This window comes from Allomesorhizobium aridi (assembly GCF_043769475.1).
In the GTDB taxonomy this organism is placed as follows: domain Bacteria; phylum Pseudomonadota; class Alphaproteobacteria; order Rhizobiales; family Rhizobiaceae; genus Allomesorhizobium.
The window spans coordinates 199,404-216,934 of the sequence record NZ_CP171729.1 but is presented as its reverse complement, the minus strand read 5'-3'; the positions used below and the strand labels follow the sequence as shown (position 1 = coordinate 216,934).

The 17,531-nt window shown below is 57.8% G+C and carries 11 protein-coding genes and 6 pseudogenes; 10 read left to right on the top strand and 7 right to left on the bottom strand.

Features of this window, described 5'->3' with window-relative positions; all coding sequences use genetic code 11:
- Both ACG873_RS02915 and ACG873_RS02910 read left to right on the top strand, forming a co-directional pair.
- On the top strand, positions 1-201 hold the full coding sequence (locus tag ACG873_RS02915; protein WP_394890347.1) for a hypothetical protein: 201 nt from the start codon (positions 1-3) through the stop codon (positions 199-201).
- Positions 179-1,537 (top strand): hypothetical protein, encoded by a 1,359-nt coding sequence (locus ACG873_RS02910; protein ID WP_394890345.1) that lies wholly within the window; start codon positions 179-181, stop codon positions 1,535-1,537. Before ACG873_RS02915 ends, ACG873_RS02910 begins: the two co-directional genes overlap by 23 nt.
- 168 nt (positions 1,538-1,705) lie before the next feature.
- Here ACG873_RS02910 and ACG873_RS02905 read toward each other — a convergent pair.
- From ACG873_RS02905 to ACG873_RS02895, 3 genes and pseudogenes are all read right to left on the bottom strand, one after another.
- Positions 1,706-2,473: pseudogene (locus tag ACG873_RS02905) on the bottom strand (IS5 family transposase); the annotation flags it as partial.
- 283 nt (positions 2,474-2,756) lie between these two features.
- On the bottom strand, positions 2,757-3,794 hold the full coding sequence (locus ACG873_RS02900) for an IS110 family transposase (RefSeq protein WP_394890344.1): 1,038 nt from the start codon (positions 3,792-3,794) through the stop codon (positions 2,757-2,759).
- A gap of 118 nt (positions 3,795-3,912) precedes the next feature.
- Positions 3,913-4,020, bottom strand: a pseudogene (locus tag ACG873_RS02895) (IS5/IS1182 family transposase); the annotation flags it as partial.
- Between the two features lie 170 nt (positions 4,021-4,190).
- On the opposite strand from ACG873_RS02895, the gene ACG873_RS02890 reads away from it, so the two are divergent.
- From ACG873_RS02890 to ACG873_RS02880, 3 genes and pseudogenes are all read left to right on the top strand, one after another.
- Entirely contained in the window at positions 4,191-5,108 is a 918-nt protein-coding gene (locus ACG873_RS02890; protein ID WP_394890343.1) for a hypothetical protein, read from the top strand.
- 14 nt (positions 5,109-5,122) lie between these two features.
- Positions 5,123-5,491 (top strand): hypothetical protein, encoded by a 369-nt coding sequence (locus tag ACG873_RS02885; RefSeq protein ID WP_394890342.1) that lies wholly within the window; start codon positions 5,123-5,125, stop codon positions 5,489-5,491.
- Positions 5,492-5,902: 411 nt separating this feature from the next.
- Positions 5,903-6,525, top strand: a pseudogene (locus ACG873_RS02880) (class I SAM-dependent methyltransferase).
- A gap of 191 nt (positions 6,526-6,716) precedes the next feature.
- Here ACG873_RS02880 and ACG873_RS02875 read toward each other — a convergent pair.
- A complete protein-coding gene (locus ACG873_RS02875) occupies positions 6,717-7,883 on the bottom strand; it encodes a DUF2235 domain-containing protein (protein ID WP_394890341.1) in 1,167 nt (388 codons plus the stop codon).
- 209 nt (positions 7,884-8,092) lie between these two features.
- Positions 8,093-8,359: pseudogene (locus tag ACG873_RS02870) on the bottom strand (transposase); the annotation flags it as partial.
- Positions 8,360-8,864: 505 nt separating this feature from the next.
- Here ACG873_RS02870 and ACG873_RS02865 point away from each other — a divergent pair.
- The 4 genes and pseudogenes from ACG873_RS02865 to ACG873_RS02850 all read left to right on the top strand — a co-directional run.
- Positions 8,865-10,072, top strand: a pseudogene (locus ACG873_RS02865) (IS3 family transposase); the annotation flags it as partial.
- A gap of 446 nt (positions 10,073-10,518) precedes the next feature.
- Complete coding sequence (locus ACG873_RS02860; protein ID WP_394890339.1) at positions 10,519-11,205, top strand: response regulator; 687 nt, start codon at positions 10,519-10,521, stop codon at positions 11,203-11,205.
- A gap of 27 nt (positions 11,206-11,232) precedes the next feature.
- Positions 11,233-12,693 (top strand): type II and III secretion system protein family protein, encoded by a 1,461-nt coding sequence (locus ACG873_RS02855; protein ID WP_394893324.1) that lies wholly within the window; start codon positions 11,233-11,235, stop codon positions 12,691-12,693.
- 11 nt (positions 12,694-12,704) lie between these two features.
- The gene (locus ACG873_RS02850; RefSeq protein ID WP_394890338.1) at positions 12,705-13,271 is read left to right on the top strand and encodes a CpaD family pilus assembly lipoprotein; all 567 of its coding nucleotides are present in this window, start codon (positions 12,705-12,707) and stop codon (positions 13,269-13,271) included.
- 687 nt (positions 13,272-13,958) lie between these two features.
- Here the strand turns inward: ACG873_RS02850 and ACG873_RS02845 are convergent.
- Both ACG873_RS02845 and ACG873_RS02840 read right to left on the bottom strand, forming a co-directional pair.
- Positions 13,959-15,846 (bottom strand): annotated as a pseudogene (locus ACG873_RS02845) (HrpF/NolX family T3SS translocon protein).
- A 285-nt stretch (positions 15,847-16,131) separates the two neighbouring features.
- Positions 16,132-16,833 (bottom strand): nodulation protein NolW, encoded by a 702-nt coding sequence (locus ACG873_RS02840; protein ID WP_394890337.1) that lies wholly within the window; start codon positions 16,831-16,833, stop codon positions 16,132-16,134.
- 188 nt (positions 16,834-17,021) lie between these two features.
- Here ACG873_RS02840 and ACG873_RS02835 point away from each other — a divergent pair, with 188 nt between their 5' ends.
- Positions 17,022-17,528: a nodulation protein NolB gene (locus tag ACG873_RS02835; protein ID WP_394890336.1), complete on the top strand. Its 507-nt coding sequence runs from the start codon at positions 17,022-17,024 to the stop codon at positions 17,526-17,528.
- Positions 17,529-17,531: the final 3 nt, after the last annotated feature.

Genomic DNA, 17,531 nt, shown 5'->3' with positions numbered 1-17,531 from the left:
TTGTCCGCAGAGCACGTTGCAGCGACGAGGTCATATCTCACTGACTGGGCCAAAGCTTTCCGTGCCAACCTGAACCCCCAAGGGATCTATGTCTTCGGGAGCCTGGTCTATCGCGACGGTGCGCAGTACAACGACAAGAGCGATGTCGACCTCGCCATCGTCATGCCCGAGATTCCCGATGCGACGGACCGGGCTGATTGAGCTCGAGGCGTTGCTCCGGCACAAGCTTTTACTCGAAGACGAGTTGGGCAAGCGGCTGGGACGCGCCGACCGCAGTGCGGTTCTCAGCAGCGTCGTGGTGGCAACAATGCCGGAGGTCGCGGCGAACATTCACAAGGATGGGGCCGCCGAATTCTTCTCGGACAATCAGTTCCTCGACCTCTCAAACGGCGAAATCAGGGATGGACTTCCCGGCGCAGGAGAACGCGCGGTGGCGGAACGCCTGGTGGGCGAATGCTTCCGGTTTGTGCAGAAGACGCGCAATGCCTTCCTCGGCGTGAATGCCTTGGGCGCCCCTACGCTCAAGCCGTTCGACGACAAGTACGATGCGGCACCGAAGCCCGCCATGCGGCACGCCGCCATGATCCAGTTCCTAAATGATTCCGGTGACGCCAATCCCGGTGAGGAATTCGATCTCGACATCGGTGCTGACACCCTCACAATACTGCTCCACGAGCGCCGCAAGCGGCTTGGCGCACTAAGGGCCCTCTACGCAGCACGGCGTGGTGGCCGGGCGGCGCGGGCACCGATATCGTCCAAGGATCAGCTTGTTCTTGCAGAGCTGATTTTCGACGCAGCAATCCAGGTCGAGGCCCGGGTCGCGGCGGCGGCCGCAGCGCCAAGATTGCCGACGCTGCGCGGCGCGCATAGCACCGTCGTGTTCGCCCAGCGGTTCGGCGACGCTTTCCCCGGCATCCGCGGGATTACTTGGTTCGAGGGCGACGAGACGATCCGGCAACGCTTCGCGCGTCTCCTCGCGCAACCCCTCGCATTCGAGGACGGCACCCCGATCTGGTGGTCACGAGGACCATCGAACCTCCAGATCAGCAGCTATGCGGAAGCGGCGGACTGCCTGCTCATCAATGGCGAAGAGATGAAGATTGTCCGCGTGGCGGCCGTCAATCCTGCCTCGTACAAGTATAACTTCGTTTACGTCGAGGTCGATCCGCTACCACCGATCGGCATCTATGAGCGGACGCCGGAACGGATTGCGGAGGTGGCGGCCGGTGACAGTCCATTTGCTTACTATTGGGAAGAATATGGCTTGGTCGACGGAATTCACCTCGTCACTCGTGCGGAGGCCGATGACGGGTCGGCTATGATAGAGGGCAAGCTCCAGTCGCTGCGAGGGCGCCTGGAAATACGCAGCCGCTATGTTACTAAGTACAACTTTATCATTGCCGCGGGCGGCGCTCCACTCATGAATAGTTCCTATGATTACACTCTCGAAGGGCACCTGAACGCGATGTTGAAGGGAGAAGATCGCCTGCCGGTTATCGTCGAGGAGTCGCTGCGGCTTTATACCGGTCACTTTTAGCACACCTATCAGAGGCAGCTTTTAGCCATTCCCAGCGCCTACCTGAATGGCTGATTAGAGGCGCGAACCGGGAGCCGGCGCTCGGCAGGTCTTGATTGGGGTAGTGCGCTTGAGGGAGAGCATTGCTTTGGCATGTTTAGAGCCTGAATCAAAAAGGATGTTTTGATATCAAGCTCTTGCGAGCCTGCGTGTGAGCAGGCGAATGTGGGCGACGTATATCCAGGCTTCTGCGGAGGCGATGGATTTCTCCCAGTCCTTGGCCAGCCTGCGGCATCGCCCCAGCCATGCGAATGTGCGCTCCACGACCCAGCGGCGCGGCAGGACCTCGAAGCCTTTGGCTTTGTCCGTCCGCTTGACGATCTCCAGGGTGAACGTGCCGATCTTTTGCATCGCGCCCTTAAGCTTCGGCCCGGCATAGCCGCCGTCGGCGAAGACGTGTCGCAGCCACGGCCAGCGTTCGAGAATGGTCTTGAGGGCAGCCGGTGCGCCGTCCCGGTCCTGGATATCGGCGGCATGGACGACGAGACCGACCATCAGGCCGATGGTGTCGACAACGATGTGACGCTTGCGCCCGTTGATCTTCTTTCCCGCGTCGAAGCCCCGAATTCCGCCGCTTTCCGTGGTCTTGACCGATTGGCTGTCGATCACCCCCGCCGTGGGACTCGCTTCCCGACCCTCGGCCTCGCGCGCCGCCATGACGAGGCTGTTGCTGATGGTCCGCAACAGGCCCTCCTCACGCCAGCGATAGAAGTACTTCTGCACCGTTGAAAAGGGTGGGAAGTCTTTCGGCAGCAATCGCCACGCGCCGCCCGACGAGGCGAGGTAAAGAAGTGCGTTCACGACCTCGCGCAGGTCCGTCTTGCGCGGCCGGCCGATGCGGTTCGCCGACGGCATCATCGGCGCAATCAGCGCCCACTCCGCATCGGTCAGATCGCTTCTCTATTCGGCTGGTAAAGGTCAAGCGCTTTCGAACTTTTCCGCTTCTCCGGTTTTTGGTGTCTTCGCAGGGTCTTGCTTCTCTCCGGGATCGGCCTTTGGCCCTCCCACCATGGGGTTAGAATGATGAAGTAGAACAATCTTGCGTGCGTTCTGAGCGTCATTTCACGACCGAACAAAGCGATCTTCGAACTCACTTCACCATCGTCCTGCGACGGACACCTATCCGCCGGGTTGCGGATCCCGTTATCTCCTTTTTATGCCGCGCCGTTATCGTTTGAGATCAGATGGCGGCTGGCAAATCATCCCGCGTCCAGCAAAATTCAGTGCCGTCACTCATCATGCGATGCATGATGACCGCCAGCCTGCGGGCGAGCGCGACAATGGCCTTTCGCATGCCGCGCCGTTTGGCGATGTTCATCGCCCAGGCCTTCAGCCATGACCATTTTCTCACATTGATCATCAAGGTCTGGGCGGCTTCGTAAAGCAGCGTTCGCATCATCGCGTCACCGCACAGTGATATACATCCAACACGCTTGCTTTCTCCCGACTCGTTGAGCTTCGGCGTCAGCCCCAGTATCGGTCCAACAGCCTTCGAGTTCTTGAACCGCTGCGGAATGTCGATGGTGCTCGTGAACGCCAGCGATACGACGGGACCGACACCGGGGATCGTCATCAGAAGCCGGCACATCTCATCGTTGCGCGAGATGTCCAGAACCTTCTTGTGCAACCGGGAGAATTCCTCACGCAACTTATGCCTCGCTGTCAGCAGCGGATCCATGACTTCCTGAAGATCCGCCATGTTATCGACCAACTCGCGAATCCGCTCTTCGAATTTGACCGCTCCAACGTTCCCGACCTTCAGCCCAAAATTGCGCAACAGTCCGCGAATGTCGTTTTCAATGGCGATCGCCTTTCCTTGCAGCAGCTTGCGCGCCGTCAGCAGAGCTCGCCGCTTCTGGCTCGTCAGCGTCTTGACATGCACAGGGCGGTACAGATTGACCCGCATCATCTGCGCGATGCCACGTGCATCATTGCGATCGGTCTTGTTCGGCTGAGCCTTCAGGAAGGCTTTAACATGGCGCGTTTCGATGCAAATCACCGGCAGGCCGGCCCTGGCTAGGGCCTCGAATAGCCATTGCGATAAAGGTCCGGCTTCAAGACCAACCCGCTCAAGATTCCAAGCCGGATCTCGCAACACTGCGATCAGGTCGTCGGGGTGGCTGGAAACCTTCACCTCTCGGCAAATCTTGCCCGTTTCATCGACAATGCAGATAGCGGTCTCTTTCACCGAGACATCAAGGCCCGTATAATGCTTCACGCTGCGCTTCCTTTCCGATGCTTGTGGCTGTTGCAAAACATGACCACGTTTACCATCGCTCGAAGCGCAGCACCTTTCTCCTACCATCCACCGCCGTCCAAGGGTGAGGCTCAAGCCGGATACCCCATCTTGCGTAACGGACGCAACGCCGCTCATAATGCGCACGGGTGATTTCAGTCCAGGCCATCGTGATCTCCATCGAATCTCGCAAATCCGACGGAATCACAACCTGCTGAAATCACTCAACTCTTTTTGGAACGGACACTTAGACTTGGCCGACCTTGGGTCGCCGTGAGCCATTGCCCTATGCTTGGAAGGATCTTGTTGATAGTCCATCCCGTTAGAGGTTAATGCCGCGCAGAGTGCCACTCGGCTAAGATGGTTAGGGGAAAGACAATGAACCAAAAGACCTGTGGGCCGAATGCCGTCGCACGCGCGCTGATCTCGTGGTTGTTGGTCGGTGTCATGACGACGCTTCTGCCAAACTCCGCAAGAGCGGAGATTGATTGTAACCTTTCAAATTTCGACCAAACGGATCCCATCAAGGTTTTCGGGTCGAAGAAGAGCTCCGATGGCGAATTCTCTTATGCCTCGGATCTTGACGATGTGAACGGCACGCTCGTGGCTAGGAATTACGTGAAGAACGAAAGTGCTGCCGTGGGACTCAGTTTCCGGTGGGAGGGAACTACTTTGAGTCATCATCCGGCGAAACCGCTCCCACCTGGTGAAGTAGCTTGCAACGAATTTCCTGCTCGAAACAGCACAATGCAGGTCGATGACAGTTCCCCGATCTACCACGGTCCCAACGACACTGAGCAGCCGGCATCGGTTTATGTTTGGTCTAACGGATCAGGTGTGGCAGAGGAGAGTTCCAACAGTATCCTCAAGTCCTCGTTCATCAATTCTGAAGGGAAAAGGGAGACCTTTGAGGTCTCGGTCAGCTACGCCGTGTCCGAAAATATCGTGAAGTCAATCGACATTGAGACGTCAGGGAATGTCGTTGCCACGCTGTCGGCTGAGAAGAAATTTTGGTCATCCTCAACTATTGAGGACTTCCTCACGAACGCGGCGAGCAGCGGCGTAGAAGCTGGAGTTTCTGATGCCATCAAGTTCGCAGACCTTAGCGCGGAAGATTCTGGTGCTTTCTACGCTGCAGGCAGTTCGGTGCTTTTCTATTTAAGCGGGCGAGCAGGCGGTTTTGGGACGGGCGCTAAGAGCTATGGCAGTCTGAATGTTCGGGTGGCGGTGTTCGACTTGCAGCGGCAGCCTATCGCTGTCGGCACGGTCGCTCTCCCATTCACGAACGCAGATTAATTATGCTATCTCTGTTGGAATACATTCTTGGGCCTGTGGTCGCGTTCATCACCTATGCCGTTGCGGCTTTTGGCTTGAAAGTACCCAATGACCTCGCGCCCCTACATGGAGTAGCAGTTTTCGCTAGTCTGGCCGGCTGGTACGTCGGTTCAATCGAGCCAGCTAAGAGTTCGACGATGCGGCATTCATTATTGTCTATAGTGCTAACTGCAGTCTTCGGAGCTATCTGCCTGTTCGTCTACGATCTTCGCGGACACATCGTTGGCCCAGGCTGGTTCTATTTAATCCTTTCCTATGTCTCGTTCTTCCTGGTATTTGCGAACCTCAGTTTCCTGCTTTCTGTCTGCAAGAACATTGTAATTAAGAAGACGCCAGACGAGTGACGCGTGACCCCGATAATCGGCGGTGGGGATCGCCGGGAAGATCGGCTCGTGGCGCAACCTCGCCCGTGGCGATGACATCAGCTATTTCTGCTTTCGGGGGACAAGAGGGGCTGACGGAATGACCGATATCAGGCGCGCTGCTGCCTGATCGCTTGTGGAGGCAACTGGGCCGCTTCTAGTCGTCGGCGATGTCTGGTTTCGGGCAGTGACGAAGGCATACTCTATAGCCGACATGGGGCGCATTGCCGCCCGGCAGCATGGGCAATCGGTCGGTAGTGTCTCTGATCGCATTTCTGCTAAAGCTGGGAACCAAATCGCCGCGATGTCACCAACTGCCGAAAGTGTAAGAGCGCAATGGGCTGGTGGGCCTCTCGCTCATCGGGCCTCTTGTCTTGAAGGAGGAGCGCTAGGATGAGCACCGACCGGGACACCGTGCGGTCCTATGATACGGTCGCGGCGGAGTACGCTGCCGAGGCCGCGGCGATGCCCGAATGGGTCGCGACAGAGATCGATGCGTTCGTGACCGAGCTGGGTGGCTCGGGCAGGGTGCTGGAGATCGGAAGCGGTGGCGGGCGAGATGCACTTGAGCTTGAGAAGCGGGGGATTAGCGTCCGGCGCACCGACATTTCGAAGGGTTTCGTCGAACTGCTTCGCGAGAGTGGCTTCGAGGCCGACCTGTTGGACCCGCTGACTGAAGACTTGGCCGACCCGCAGCGTCCCGGCACGCCGTACGACGGGATCTGGGCCTGTGCCTGCCTGATTCACGTCGCGCGCGAGGATTTCGGCACGGTGCTTGGACGGCTTGCCGAGGCGACCCGGACCGGTGGCCGACTGCCTCGGTTAGAGAGGGCGATGGCGAGGATGTGTCCACACACGGCAGCGCTGCAGCGCCTCGGCGCTACGTCGAGACGTACTGGCGCGAGTCTACCCTGCGGTCCGCACTCACAGACGCCGGCTGGATCGTCAGCGAGGTACGTCGGTGCATCGGAAAGCCCGATGATCGGTGGCTGAGCGTTCGGGCGAGTCGGGCGTGACGCACACAGACCTTGCGGGAATGGCTGGTTGTGTGCGACCATGAACTCCAGGTGGTCACCGCAACGTCCGCTTCCGGGCGAAGGCAAAGATCGCCTCTATGGCCGACATTGGGCGCAAAGCTACCCTTTACATACCATCTTCTTTTAATTGAAATCAGCCGAGACGTGTTCGCAAAGGGCAGAATTTTTGCTCATGGCGCGGCTATGGCTGGCGAGTTGGCTAAGATGGAATGACTCACATCGGCCGGATCAATCTTTTTCCGATTCCCCCACTCAATAAGATTTGGCGGGCGGTATTCGGCAACGTCGCGCCACCGTTCGAAGACCGAGACGTCGATTGTTTCATTGACCCTAGCGTGGGTTCCAGTCGTCCCTACAAATGGCTCTGAACCAATAGATCGGTAAGTTCTGCCGCTCACCCAAGAGTAGGCTCCTCTCATAAATTCTTTGTAGGAGTCCGAGATCGCACCCTGATGTTCATTGCCATCCAGCTCAAGCTCATTCCGAAAAGCTAGGCCAAGATTTGATGCTTTCTGCATCATCCAGCGTAGGGGCAGTTGCGCAAGTGTGTCGTTAAAGCAACCGCCACCTACGTTCGCATGAGCGCCGACAAACCATCGCTGTTCGGCACTCTCGATCGGCCGCATAGGCGCAGGCGTCGCTTCACCAACCTTCGTCCGAACTGTCCAAGGAGTTGGCGCGAACTTAGCTCGATGTTCATCGATGGCTAGCGCGTGAAATCCGTGTCTGACTGGTTTGCGGAGGCCTGTATGATGAAACTTAAGGGCCGAACTGCTAACGCCAGCGAAACTAAAAGCAGGAATTCCAAGCGCACCGACGGTATCCCAGACCCCAACCATTTCAATCGCGACGGGGCGGGAGTACTTCAGCATCCACCGCTCCTCAAGTGTGATGCTTTTGAGGTCTAAGGCTGGCAGCTTGTAGATCGTGCGTTCATCGTCATTGCGATACCGCTCGTATAGCTGATCTACCCCCAAAGCTCCGCCAGGCTTCAAAAGACCGCATATAGCAATGAAGCCCGCGAGGCTCCTTGCGGTATGGGCTCCGCGACTGAAGCCGAAGATGAAGATTTGGTCGCCGTCTTCGTAGTTTTCTACTATCCAATTGTAGGCCTCCTGCACATTCTCAGTTAGCCCCTTTCCCCAGCCGCCGCCGACGATGCCATTCACACCGGCGTCATAATAGCGAAGCTGCTGACGACCCTCGACATCTTTGTCCGCACAGAGGGACCGGAGACGCCAAACGTTGGTGTTCGTACCAACTGCATTCCACGTTCCGTCGAGAAAAAGCGCGAGCCTCTTCTGCGGCTCTCGCGGCGGGGTGCTCAATGATCCCATTGCTCTTCTCCTAGGCGAGCTTTACGAGCTTGCTCAGAACAATGCACGCGGCAATCGTCGTAACGAGTGGTGGAAAAAGGGCCGTTCCCGTCCGCCGGCGTCGTCGAACGCCGAGCACGCAAAGAAGCATGAACCCTTCCGGACGCCCTTCAATCGATTGAGGAGCCTGACAAAGGGAGTTGACACTCGATGCCCGTCTAAAGAAATCATCGATAGGCGAGCTTGAGGTGAACCTCCTCGCAGAGCCGTCGCTCGGAGCGAATGCCCATACAATATCCAATGAGCAGCATCCGCATCATCAGTTCGGGATCGATCGAGAGACGGCCGATGGTGCTGTAGAACGGCTTTAGCTCCGCCCGGACACTTTCCAGATCCACGACCTGGTCGATCCTTCGAAAGAGGTGGTCATCAGGGACATGATCGTCGAGACAAAAACCGTAGAACAGCTGCGCCGGTGCCACCTGCGATCCCATCATCGTCCCGTTCCCTCCGGACTCAACAGGTGGTTGGAATCGCGGCACCGTCAGCCGATCAACGCCGACTAAATCAACACAATCGGCGCATTGCAGTCACTTGAGAGGCAGAAAATTGAGAGGGTCATCGGATCACGGCGCGGCCCAGCAGCAAGCCCCTGGAAAGGCAGAAGCCGCATCCAGGGTGGAGGGGCGAACGTTAGACGCGCACTCTATCTGCCCACTCCCGTCGCTGCCCGCCTTAACGCTGACCTCAGCGACACTATCAGCACCTCATTCATCGGGCAAACCAGCCAAAATCGCTATAGTCGCGGTTAAGCGCTAGCTTCTTGTCACCGCCAATTCGCTCGTCAAAGCCGATCGGATTTGGGTCGAACAACGTGCTTGATGACAACGGAAACCAATCGCGGCAGGGAGGTCAAGCATCTCGCGCTTTGAATTGCCCCCCATTTCGATCGGACACCCGGCATAAGCAGAAAGGCTCAAGCACAGGCTTGAGGATAGGCTTATGTCCGAGGACTATCAGCGCATCGAGGTGATCACCGGCGTCGCCCACCGTCGGCATTGGTCGACGGAAGCAAAGCTGCGGATCATCGAGGAGAGTTTCGAGCCGGGCGAGACGGTGTCATCCGTTGCCCGGCGCAACGGTGTGGCGCCCAATCTTCTCTACCGCTGGCGCCGTCTGTTGAGCGAGGGAGGTGCGGCAGCAGTGCGTTCGGATGAACCCGTCGTCGGCAGTTCAGAGGTTCGCCGTCTCGAGGAGCGGGTGCGCGAGCTGGAACGCCTGCTGGGCCGCAAGACCATGGAGAACGAGATCCTCCGGGAAGCGCTCGCCAAATCGCAGGCAAAAAAACCGACCTTGCGGCCGCTCTCGCTTCCGAAGGGAGGTTTGCGGTGAAGCGGATCGCCGAGGTGCTCGGCGTGTCACGCTCCAACCTCCTTGTCAGGCGCGGCGGAAGAACCAGGCCGCGTGGCGCCTATCGCAAGGCCGACGACGAGGGCTTGCTGCCGCTCATCCGCCGCTTCGTCGACGAGCGGCCGACCTATGGCTACCGGCGCATCACCGCACTGGTGAACCGGGAACTGACGCGAAAAGGACTGCCTATCGTCAACCGCAAGCGGGTGCATCGGATCATGCAGCAGTCGGCCTTGCTTCTGGAGCCTCACACCGGCCGCCGCGAAGGTCGCATTCACGATGGCAAGGTGATGGTCATGCGCTCAAACCTGCGCTGGTGCTCCGATGGCCTGGAGTTCGCCTGCTGGAACGGCGAGATCATCCGCATGGCCTTCATCATCGACGCGTTCGACCGGGAGATCATCGCCTGGACTGCCGTGAGCGGTGCCGGCATTAGCGGCTCGGACGTACGCGACATGATGCTCGAAGCCGTCGAGAAGCGCTTTGGCTCCGTGCGGGCGCCGCACCCCATCGAGCACCTGTCGGACAACGGCAGCCCTTACACGGCCAAGGAAACGCGCGACTTCGCCACCGCGCTGAACCTCGTTCCCTGCTTCACGCCGGTGAAGAGCCCCGAGTCCAACGGAATGTCCGAGGCGTTCGTGAAGACCTTCAAGCGCGACTACCTGCGCATATCCCCCTTGCCGGACGCACCTTCCGTGCTACGGCAGATCGCCGGATGGATCGATGACTACAACGAGATCCATCCTCACTCAGCGCTCCGCATGCGCTCCCCACGGGAGTTCATCCGAGCCCAAACCCAGTAGCCGGGTGTCCGGCGAAATGGGGGGCACTACACGCTTGGAGGTGTGTTTGCTGGGTACAGGGTTGTCTTCGCGTCCGCGGGCGGTCGCCGCATGATGGAGGTTCGCGGGAGGAGCCTTCAGGTGTGGACCACGCACTAAGCTGAGCCAGCAGTTCACGCCATCACCGGTTGGGAGACATGCGACTAGGCGGCGACGTGGGCTGAATATGTGGCTGCATCCATCATATGGATGCTCACCATCCTAACAATCGATTTGTTCCATTCACTGCTCGAAAGCTAACGCTCCGACTCATGGAATCATGAGGCTCTGGAGGGTGACGCAGGCCTGATAGCGATGCCCCGTCGGAAAGAGGGTACGATACTGCGACGAGTTGCGGGAGTTGTGCTGTCGCCCCGGTCTCGTAGCCGACAGTGACCTGTCCTAACTTGATAGGAGATGAAGTGCGGACGCTGCTCGTTGACCATCATGCGGATCTTACGCGCGCTGTGCGAGTTGCGCTTGGGGATAGCGGTTTCGCCGTTGATGTAGTTGATACGCTGGAACAGGCGTCGAGTGCATTTTGTTGCGCGAACTATGAGATTCTCCTGCTGGAGTTAGCTCTGCCCGATGGCGATGGCTTGGGCTGGCTGAGGCAGCTAAGGAGCGACGGGCATTCAGTTCCTGCCGTTATTATGAGTAGCCTCAACGATCTTGAGAAGCGAATTGCGATTTTCAACGGTGGCGCGGACGATTTTCTGCTCAAGCCCGTCTCTACCGATGAGCTCATCGCCAGAATGAGAGCCATTCTGCGCCGGTCGACACAGATGACCGACCCCATTGTTGTGTTTGGCAATCTCCACTTTGATCCAATCGCTCGACAGGTTTTCGTTGCGGGTCATCCGCTGATCATCGCACGCCGCGAAATATGTATTTTAGAGCATCTGCTTAACCGTGCTGGCCGCACCGTGCCGCGTGCGCAGTTGGAAGATCACCTCTATTCATTCAACGACGAGGTATCTGGCAATGCGCTTGAAGTCGGAATCTATCGCTTACGTGGACACCTGAGTAGGTCAGGTGCAACGCCACGCATCAAGACGGTGCGTGGCATTGGTTACGTTCTTGAATTGACTGACGCGGCATCAGCGTAGTTGGTCGAATTTGAAAGAAAGACTGCCTTGAAAATCGTTCCAACTCGCCACTCTAGCACCAATCGGCGGCCGGTCCTGATCGACCGTCCGAGACCTGCGGTTTCCCCTTACTTGGGCCATCTCCTCTGCGCGCTCATTCTGTTATCTCCACTTTCTGCCGCGGCCCAAGACAATCAGGATGAAGGGGCGCCGCGTGCCGCTTCCAATAGCATCAAGGACACGCTGAACCTTTCCTCTTCGCTCGGCAAGACAGTTCATTTGCCGGCGCCAGCCGCAACCATCTTTGTTGCCGACCCGACGATCGCAGACTTTCAGGCACCCTCGAACAAAACCATCTTCGTCTTTGGCAAGAACTCCGGACAGACCAGCCTGTTCGCCCTCGACGACAACGGCGAGGCTCTAGCTGAGTTACGTATTGTCGTCACCCAACCGATCGAGGAATTGCGCGCCATGTTGAAGGATCAGGTCGGCGACTATTCAATCCAGGTCAGTTATACGCCGCGCGGCGCAATCCTTAGCGGTACCGCGCCCGATGCGGAGGTCGCCGACACCGCGAAAAGGGTCACTGAGCAATATCTCGGTGACGGCGCGCAAGTCGTCAATAACATCAAGGTCGCTGGGTCCTTACAAGTTAATCTTAGTGTGCGCGTAGCGGAGGTCTCCCGCAGCGCGATGAAGGCACTCGGCGTTAACCTGTCCGCCTTCGGTCAAATCGACAATTTCAGAGTGGGCTTGTTAAGCGGCGGAGGCACCGGCTCTGGTGCAGCGCAGGGTGGAGGGACAGCAGGAATCGGATTCAACAATGGTGCCGTCAACATAGGCGCGGTTCTCGACGCGCTCGCCAAGGAGCACATAGCTTCCGTGTTGGCTGAGCCGAATCTCACCGCGATGTCCGGTGAAACTGCCAGCTTTCTCGCTGGCGGCGAATTTCCCATCCCTGTGCTGCAGGAAAACGGGCAAGTGTCGGTTGAATTCCGTCACTTCGGCGTCAGCCTGGAATTCGTGCCGACCGTTCTCAGCAACAATCAAATCAACATTCGCGTAAAGCCGGAAGTCAGTGAACTAACGTCCCAAGGTGCCGTTCAAGTCAACGGTATCTCCGTGCCGGCAGTTTCCACGCGCCGCGCCGATACAGTCGTCGAACTCGCCAGTGGGCAGAGCTTTGCAATCGGCGGTCTCATCAGGCGCAACGTCAACAATAATGTCACTGCCTTTCCCTGGCTTGGCGAAATACCAGTCCTTGGCGCCCTGTTTCGTTCTTCCTCGTTTCAAAAGGAAGAATCAGAACTGATAATTCTGGTTACACCTTACATCGTAAGACCAGGCTCCAGCCCCGACCAGATGAGCGCACCCACGGACCGGATGGCGCCGACTTTGGACGGGGACGGCACTCCGACGAATTCGCCGCCAAGTCTGCCGCGAGGCCGCGCTGCTGCCCCCACCGACTCGCCAGGGGCCAAGGGCGGTCTCGGCTTCATCATCAAATAGTGTGTCATCGAATGACTTTGCGAATCGTAGTTCTCCTGATCACTCTGACGGCAAGCGTAAGTGGCTGCACAAGCACTGCGCCGATCTATGTCGAGCCATCGGCGCCGATCCTTATCCAACAGGAAACCACCGTCCTGATATTAGAGAGCCTTCGCGCTTCCGAACGGCAACGTTTGCGAGTTTTCCTTAAGAAAGCCAGTCGCGGCCGGCGCGATGCCCTTCACCTCCTTATCAGCGGATCGTTCCGGCTCAGCGCAGAGGCAGTCCATCAGGCCAGGCAGATGGGCATCGACGCTTACAACATCCATTTGCTCGATCAACAGGACGCCGGCGCAGTGCGAATAGAGGCGATAGTCTATCATGCTCGCCCGCCTGTCTGTCCGTCGCATTCCGGTCCTTTACTCAATGACAAATCCTTCGAACAGCCGCTTGGCTGTTCGACACAACGCAACCTAGCGGTAATGGTCAACGATCCGCGCGATTTGCTCGACAACAATGCTGTCAAGCCAAGCGATGGTGAGCGTGCGGCCAGACCAGTTGCCACATACAGGACATTCGCGGCGGGCAAAGGTGGCTGACATGGGTCGCTATGGTCTCGGTAGAGCCCGGCACCTGCTCCAGTATGCAACATTTGCCGATCCATCAGATCTGGCGGCGCGCCGGCCTTGACAATACACGATCGTGCTAATCGAGATAGGTTGCCCCTCCCCTCTCTACGGCGCTCCCGAGTGGCGCTGCGACCGTAGCGTTGCCAAGACTCGGCGGTGACTGCCATACGAGAGGCAACCCGCTCCAACAAACCTCTTTAGACGAGCACAACAAGAGCGCTGAGCGGCGTTCTTCGTTGGCCGGTTTAAGGGCGCGTATCGTGAAGCGACGGCGGCTTGGCTCAAGTGGCCAAGCGACCTTTATCTTGGCCGGTCGTGCCGGCAAAGATGGCGCGGCTGCATCGCGCCCCACCGGCCCGTGTTGCGGGCCGGTGGGGCCTATGGCCACCCGTGAAGCACTGGCGCCGGGCCGCTGCGCCAACTGGTCAGCATGACTGCTCTTTTCCGGATTCTTTTCGAGCCGTTCTCACCTTCTCACAAGCTTTAAGTGTGAAAACGACGTTAAGGCCGAACGATCAGTGGATTAAGCCCGGGCCTGCTGCGAACCAACCGCGATCCCTAAGGCACGCCTGCTCAATCGACGCCCGGAAAGGCAAAGGTTTCCCGTAGGTGATTGATAGAACGATGAAGCGTGGCGAGGAAGTCGCACATTTGTTGTCAGGCCAGGTTCTGGTACGATGGCATGCCCATCTGGCTGGGGAGGCCGGCCGCTTGCACAGGTTCGGCCGTAAGGCGTGCTTTCAGGTTGTACAAATAGTCTTGTGCATAGGTTTGCGCCATGGAAATCGGCAGATTGATGCCGGCCGTCGCGGCCTCTTCCATTGCCGCCTTCACAAGCCCGTTGCGAATTGCAAGCTTGACCTGGGGGCCTGCGACAAGGCTGAGCGCCTGCGCTCCGATATTGATGCCAGCTTCGAGCAGCGCCTTCTTCATATCGCCTCCGGTAATGGCTGTACGGACAAGATTTTCCGCTTGCGCCTGTGATGCAAGCGCCATCGATGCGACATCGGCTACTTGTCCGATGACCGGGATGAAGCTGAGCAATCCCACCGCCGTTGCAGCCCAGTCAAGCACTTGAGCGTGCACCTTGAGCACGCCGCTGACTGTGTGGACGAACGCCCCGCCGTTCTTCTTGGCAGACTTGAAATCGGGCTGGTCCGCCGCACCCATCCTCATGTCCGCGACGGCCTCCTGCTCTGCGGCGGTTTCAGGCACATGGGTCTTCGTCTGCTGAACGGTGCGGTTCGCAGTCGACATGTTGCCGCAGAAGTGCGCGAAGTCTTTTTTGCTGATGTTACCGGAATCGACCGTATGCCCGCCGCCGAAGTCGAAGAACCCATTGTGGGTCTTGTAGCCCGTAATCGTATTGTTCAACAGACCGAACAGAAGCGGATCGGAGAGCAACTGCGAGGCCGTTTGCCGTACCTTGGGATCGAGGCTATTGTCTTGTGCCATTCTCGCCAGCTTGTCACGAGTCAGGACACCGTTCCCAAAGAAAGCGCGCTGGTTGCTGTTGATCGTCTTCAGGGTATTCAGCTCGGTTTGCGTAAGGCTCATGGAAGATGAAGCGATCTTGAGAAAATCCTCTTTGTGGACCTTGTCTATCGAACCACCGTACAACTGCTTCCATTCATTCGGGTGACTGACGAAGTACTGAGCCGCCGCAATGACCTGCGGCGGACATTTGCCGGTTTTCGCATCGCCTTCGACGATCTGCTTGAAATCAGCCAGACTCAGGTTCTTGGGCAGGTTTTCGGAGTACCGGTAAAGCTCGCGCATTGCATCGTTCCTGGTCATGACCGACGGATGCGGATTTCCAGTACTGTCGGATGGGATGTAGTTCTGCGCGTAGTTTTGCGCCTGCTGCCCCTGAAATGCGGCAACTTGTGAATGATGCTTGGAGAATCCGGACAAGTCCTTGGCCGTGATCTTACCGCCACAGCGGCCATCGCCCTGAGAGCCGATCGCATAAAAAAGTTCTGGATGCTGCTGCAATCCCTCAATCGCCGCTTTCAGATCCGGTGGCGTAGAGGGATCATTGGCTCTAGCGGTCAACGATTCCCAACTAAGCGGGCATAGGTCCTTGTGACGGTTCAGCACTGCCACAATCTGCAACTCGGTTTGGGACAGCGAGCCGCCGTTCCACGTGATTCTATCGCTTTTTATTGGCGCCGGCGCAACGGGAGGGGGGACGATCGCAGAAGGCTGCGGGCCCTGATCCATTGATCTCGATTGCCGCCCTCATGTTTGGCGGCAGCAGAGCCAATGGGTTCTTGCTCAATTCCTCCAACGACGATTCGACATCCGGCGACAGCGACCCCGATGGGTTCTTGAGCAATTCCTCCATCGACGATGCGAGTTTCCGCGGCAGCTGGTCCCGGACCGAGTAGGGACTAGTGCTGTCTTGGAGCAGTTGAAAGGACAGCATCGCATCGAAGGTCGATGCGTTTTCCTGCATCTTTTCCAACGCAGATATCGGATTCAAGCTGCTGTACGGGGGGATATTCGGGCTATTGAAAACGTTGCTGGCGGTATTGATCGACATCGTGACTCCTAAAACGTGAAATTGCAGTCCCCACAAGGGCGACGCCAAATGTGTTCACGAGCTTTGACAGTTCAGAGCTCGGCTGGGACCAATGCCCCTGCTGTGCTTCAAATTGCCTCGTTCTGGGCTAGCTCCATGTGCAATTCCGGCACAATGGCCGGAGATCGCTGAAGCTGCCGGTTCCCACCATGAGCGGTTTAGCTTTCGAGAAACTGACGAGTTCAGACAATTCACAATCAGGGGTGGCCGCGGTGACGTTTTTTCCCGAAGCTGCGGCCGCGGATATCATTTTTGGCGTGGCTCAGGCTTCCCGCCAACGGCATCCTGCTGCGGCACGTCAGACGAATAAGCGGCTTCAGGTAATCCATCGCGGACGACCATGGTGGAGGAGCCCCGAAACAATGTTAGGACCGATTCCCTTGGCGGCGTTTCAGGGACGTGAGTCTGCGCCTGTGCCTCCGCGACGAGGCCATTGAACGTCTGCTCCACGAGCGCGGTGAAGCGCGGCGGACCGGAAATCAAAACGAGGCCATTTCCCGGCGCGGGCCTCACGACGTAGCGGTCATCGGAGATCTCAAGTTTGTCGAGGGCGCCCTTGAACGCATCGAAGCGAATCGAAGTCAACACAAGCATGCGAGTTTGCGCTTCTTTTGCGGCTGACACGTAGAGGACAAGCCCATCATAGTACCATTGCAGACCATACAGGTTGGCCAAGCGATCGAGAAACTCGCGCGGTGGCAAATCCGGCATGTTCCCGCGGATTCGCCCCTTCACCTCGGCGCTAATGTTGACTCGGAGATTCATGTTGTTGCCGAATTCCTGCAGCGCGGCAGAGAGATCCTGATCGAGAACCGTATACCTGTAGGGTGTGTTGGAGAGCGATAAAGGGACGCCGAGAGCTGCGTGGCTTCCGGTGGAGAGAAAAAACCCGGCACACAGAAATCTCAAAACGTGCGGGGTGACGGATTGGATGAGCGCTCTCAGCATCCCGCACTGATAAACCAAAGTCAGAATTTTTCACAAGTGACTAAGTCGGCCAGCGTGTTTTTTTAGATGACGAAACCAGGCTTAGTTAGTCAGCTTGTCGTCAGCTCGCCCCCCTAGACGGAGACCCAATAGCGAACGATGAACGGGCCGGGTTCGCTCGGTCAAAGAGGAAGTAATCGGGTCTTTGCATGATGATACCTATCACGTCGATCACTACCACTCTAACGGACTGTCTCCCCAGGGTCGGGTCACCGTCGTTCAGCGAGCAGACCCAGTTTGAGCGCGCTCTAGCGCACGCGTCCGACTCGCTGAAAAACGATACCGCCTCGGCGCCACCGAGGGTGCCAGTTTCTCCGGCGATGGATGTTCAACGCGCGGCTACGCAGGCGAGTGCCTTGGGCGACCGCGTGTTGCAGAGGATTTCTTCTATGTACCCCGACAATACTGTTGGTTCGGCCGCGTTCGACCATCAGGTAGGCCTTTTGAAGGGTGCTCTACCTGGGCCGCCGCAGAAGCTTCCTGCCGAAGGTGATGCGAGAACCGGAATGTCGGGCGTTACGCACGGGGAGCATAGTTTCGAAGGCATGATTGCTGGTCTACGGGATCTTTACAACGGCGTCACCCAGGTTGCTCTTCTTTCCAAAGGTGTCAGCGGCATCACCTCATCCGTGAATAAACTTCTAAAGGAAGGCTGAACC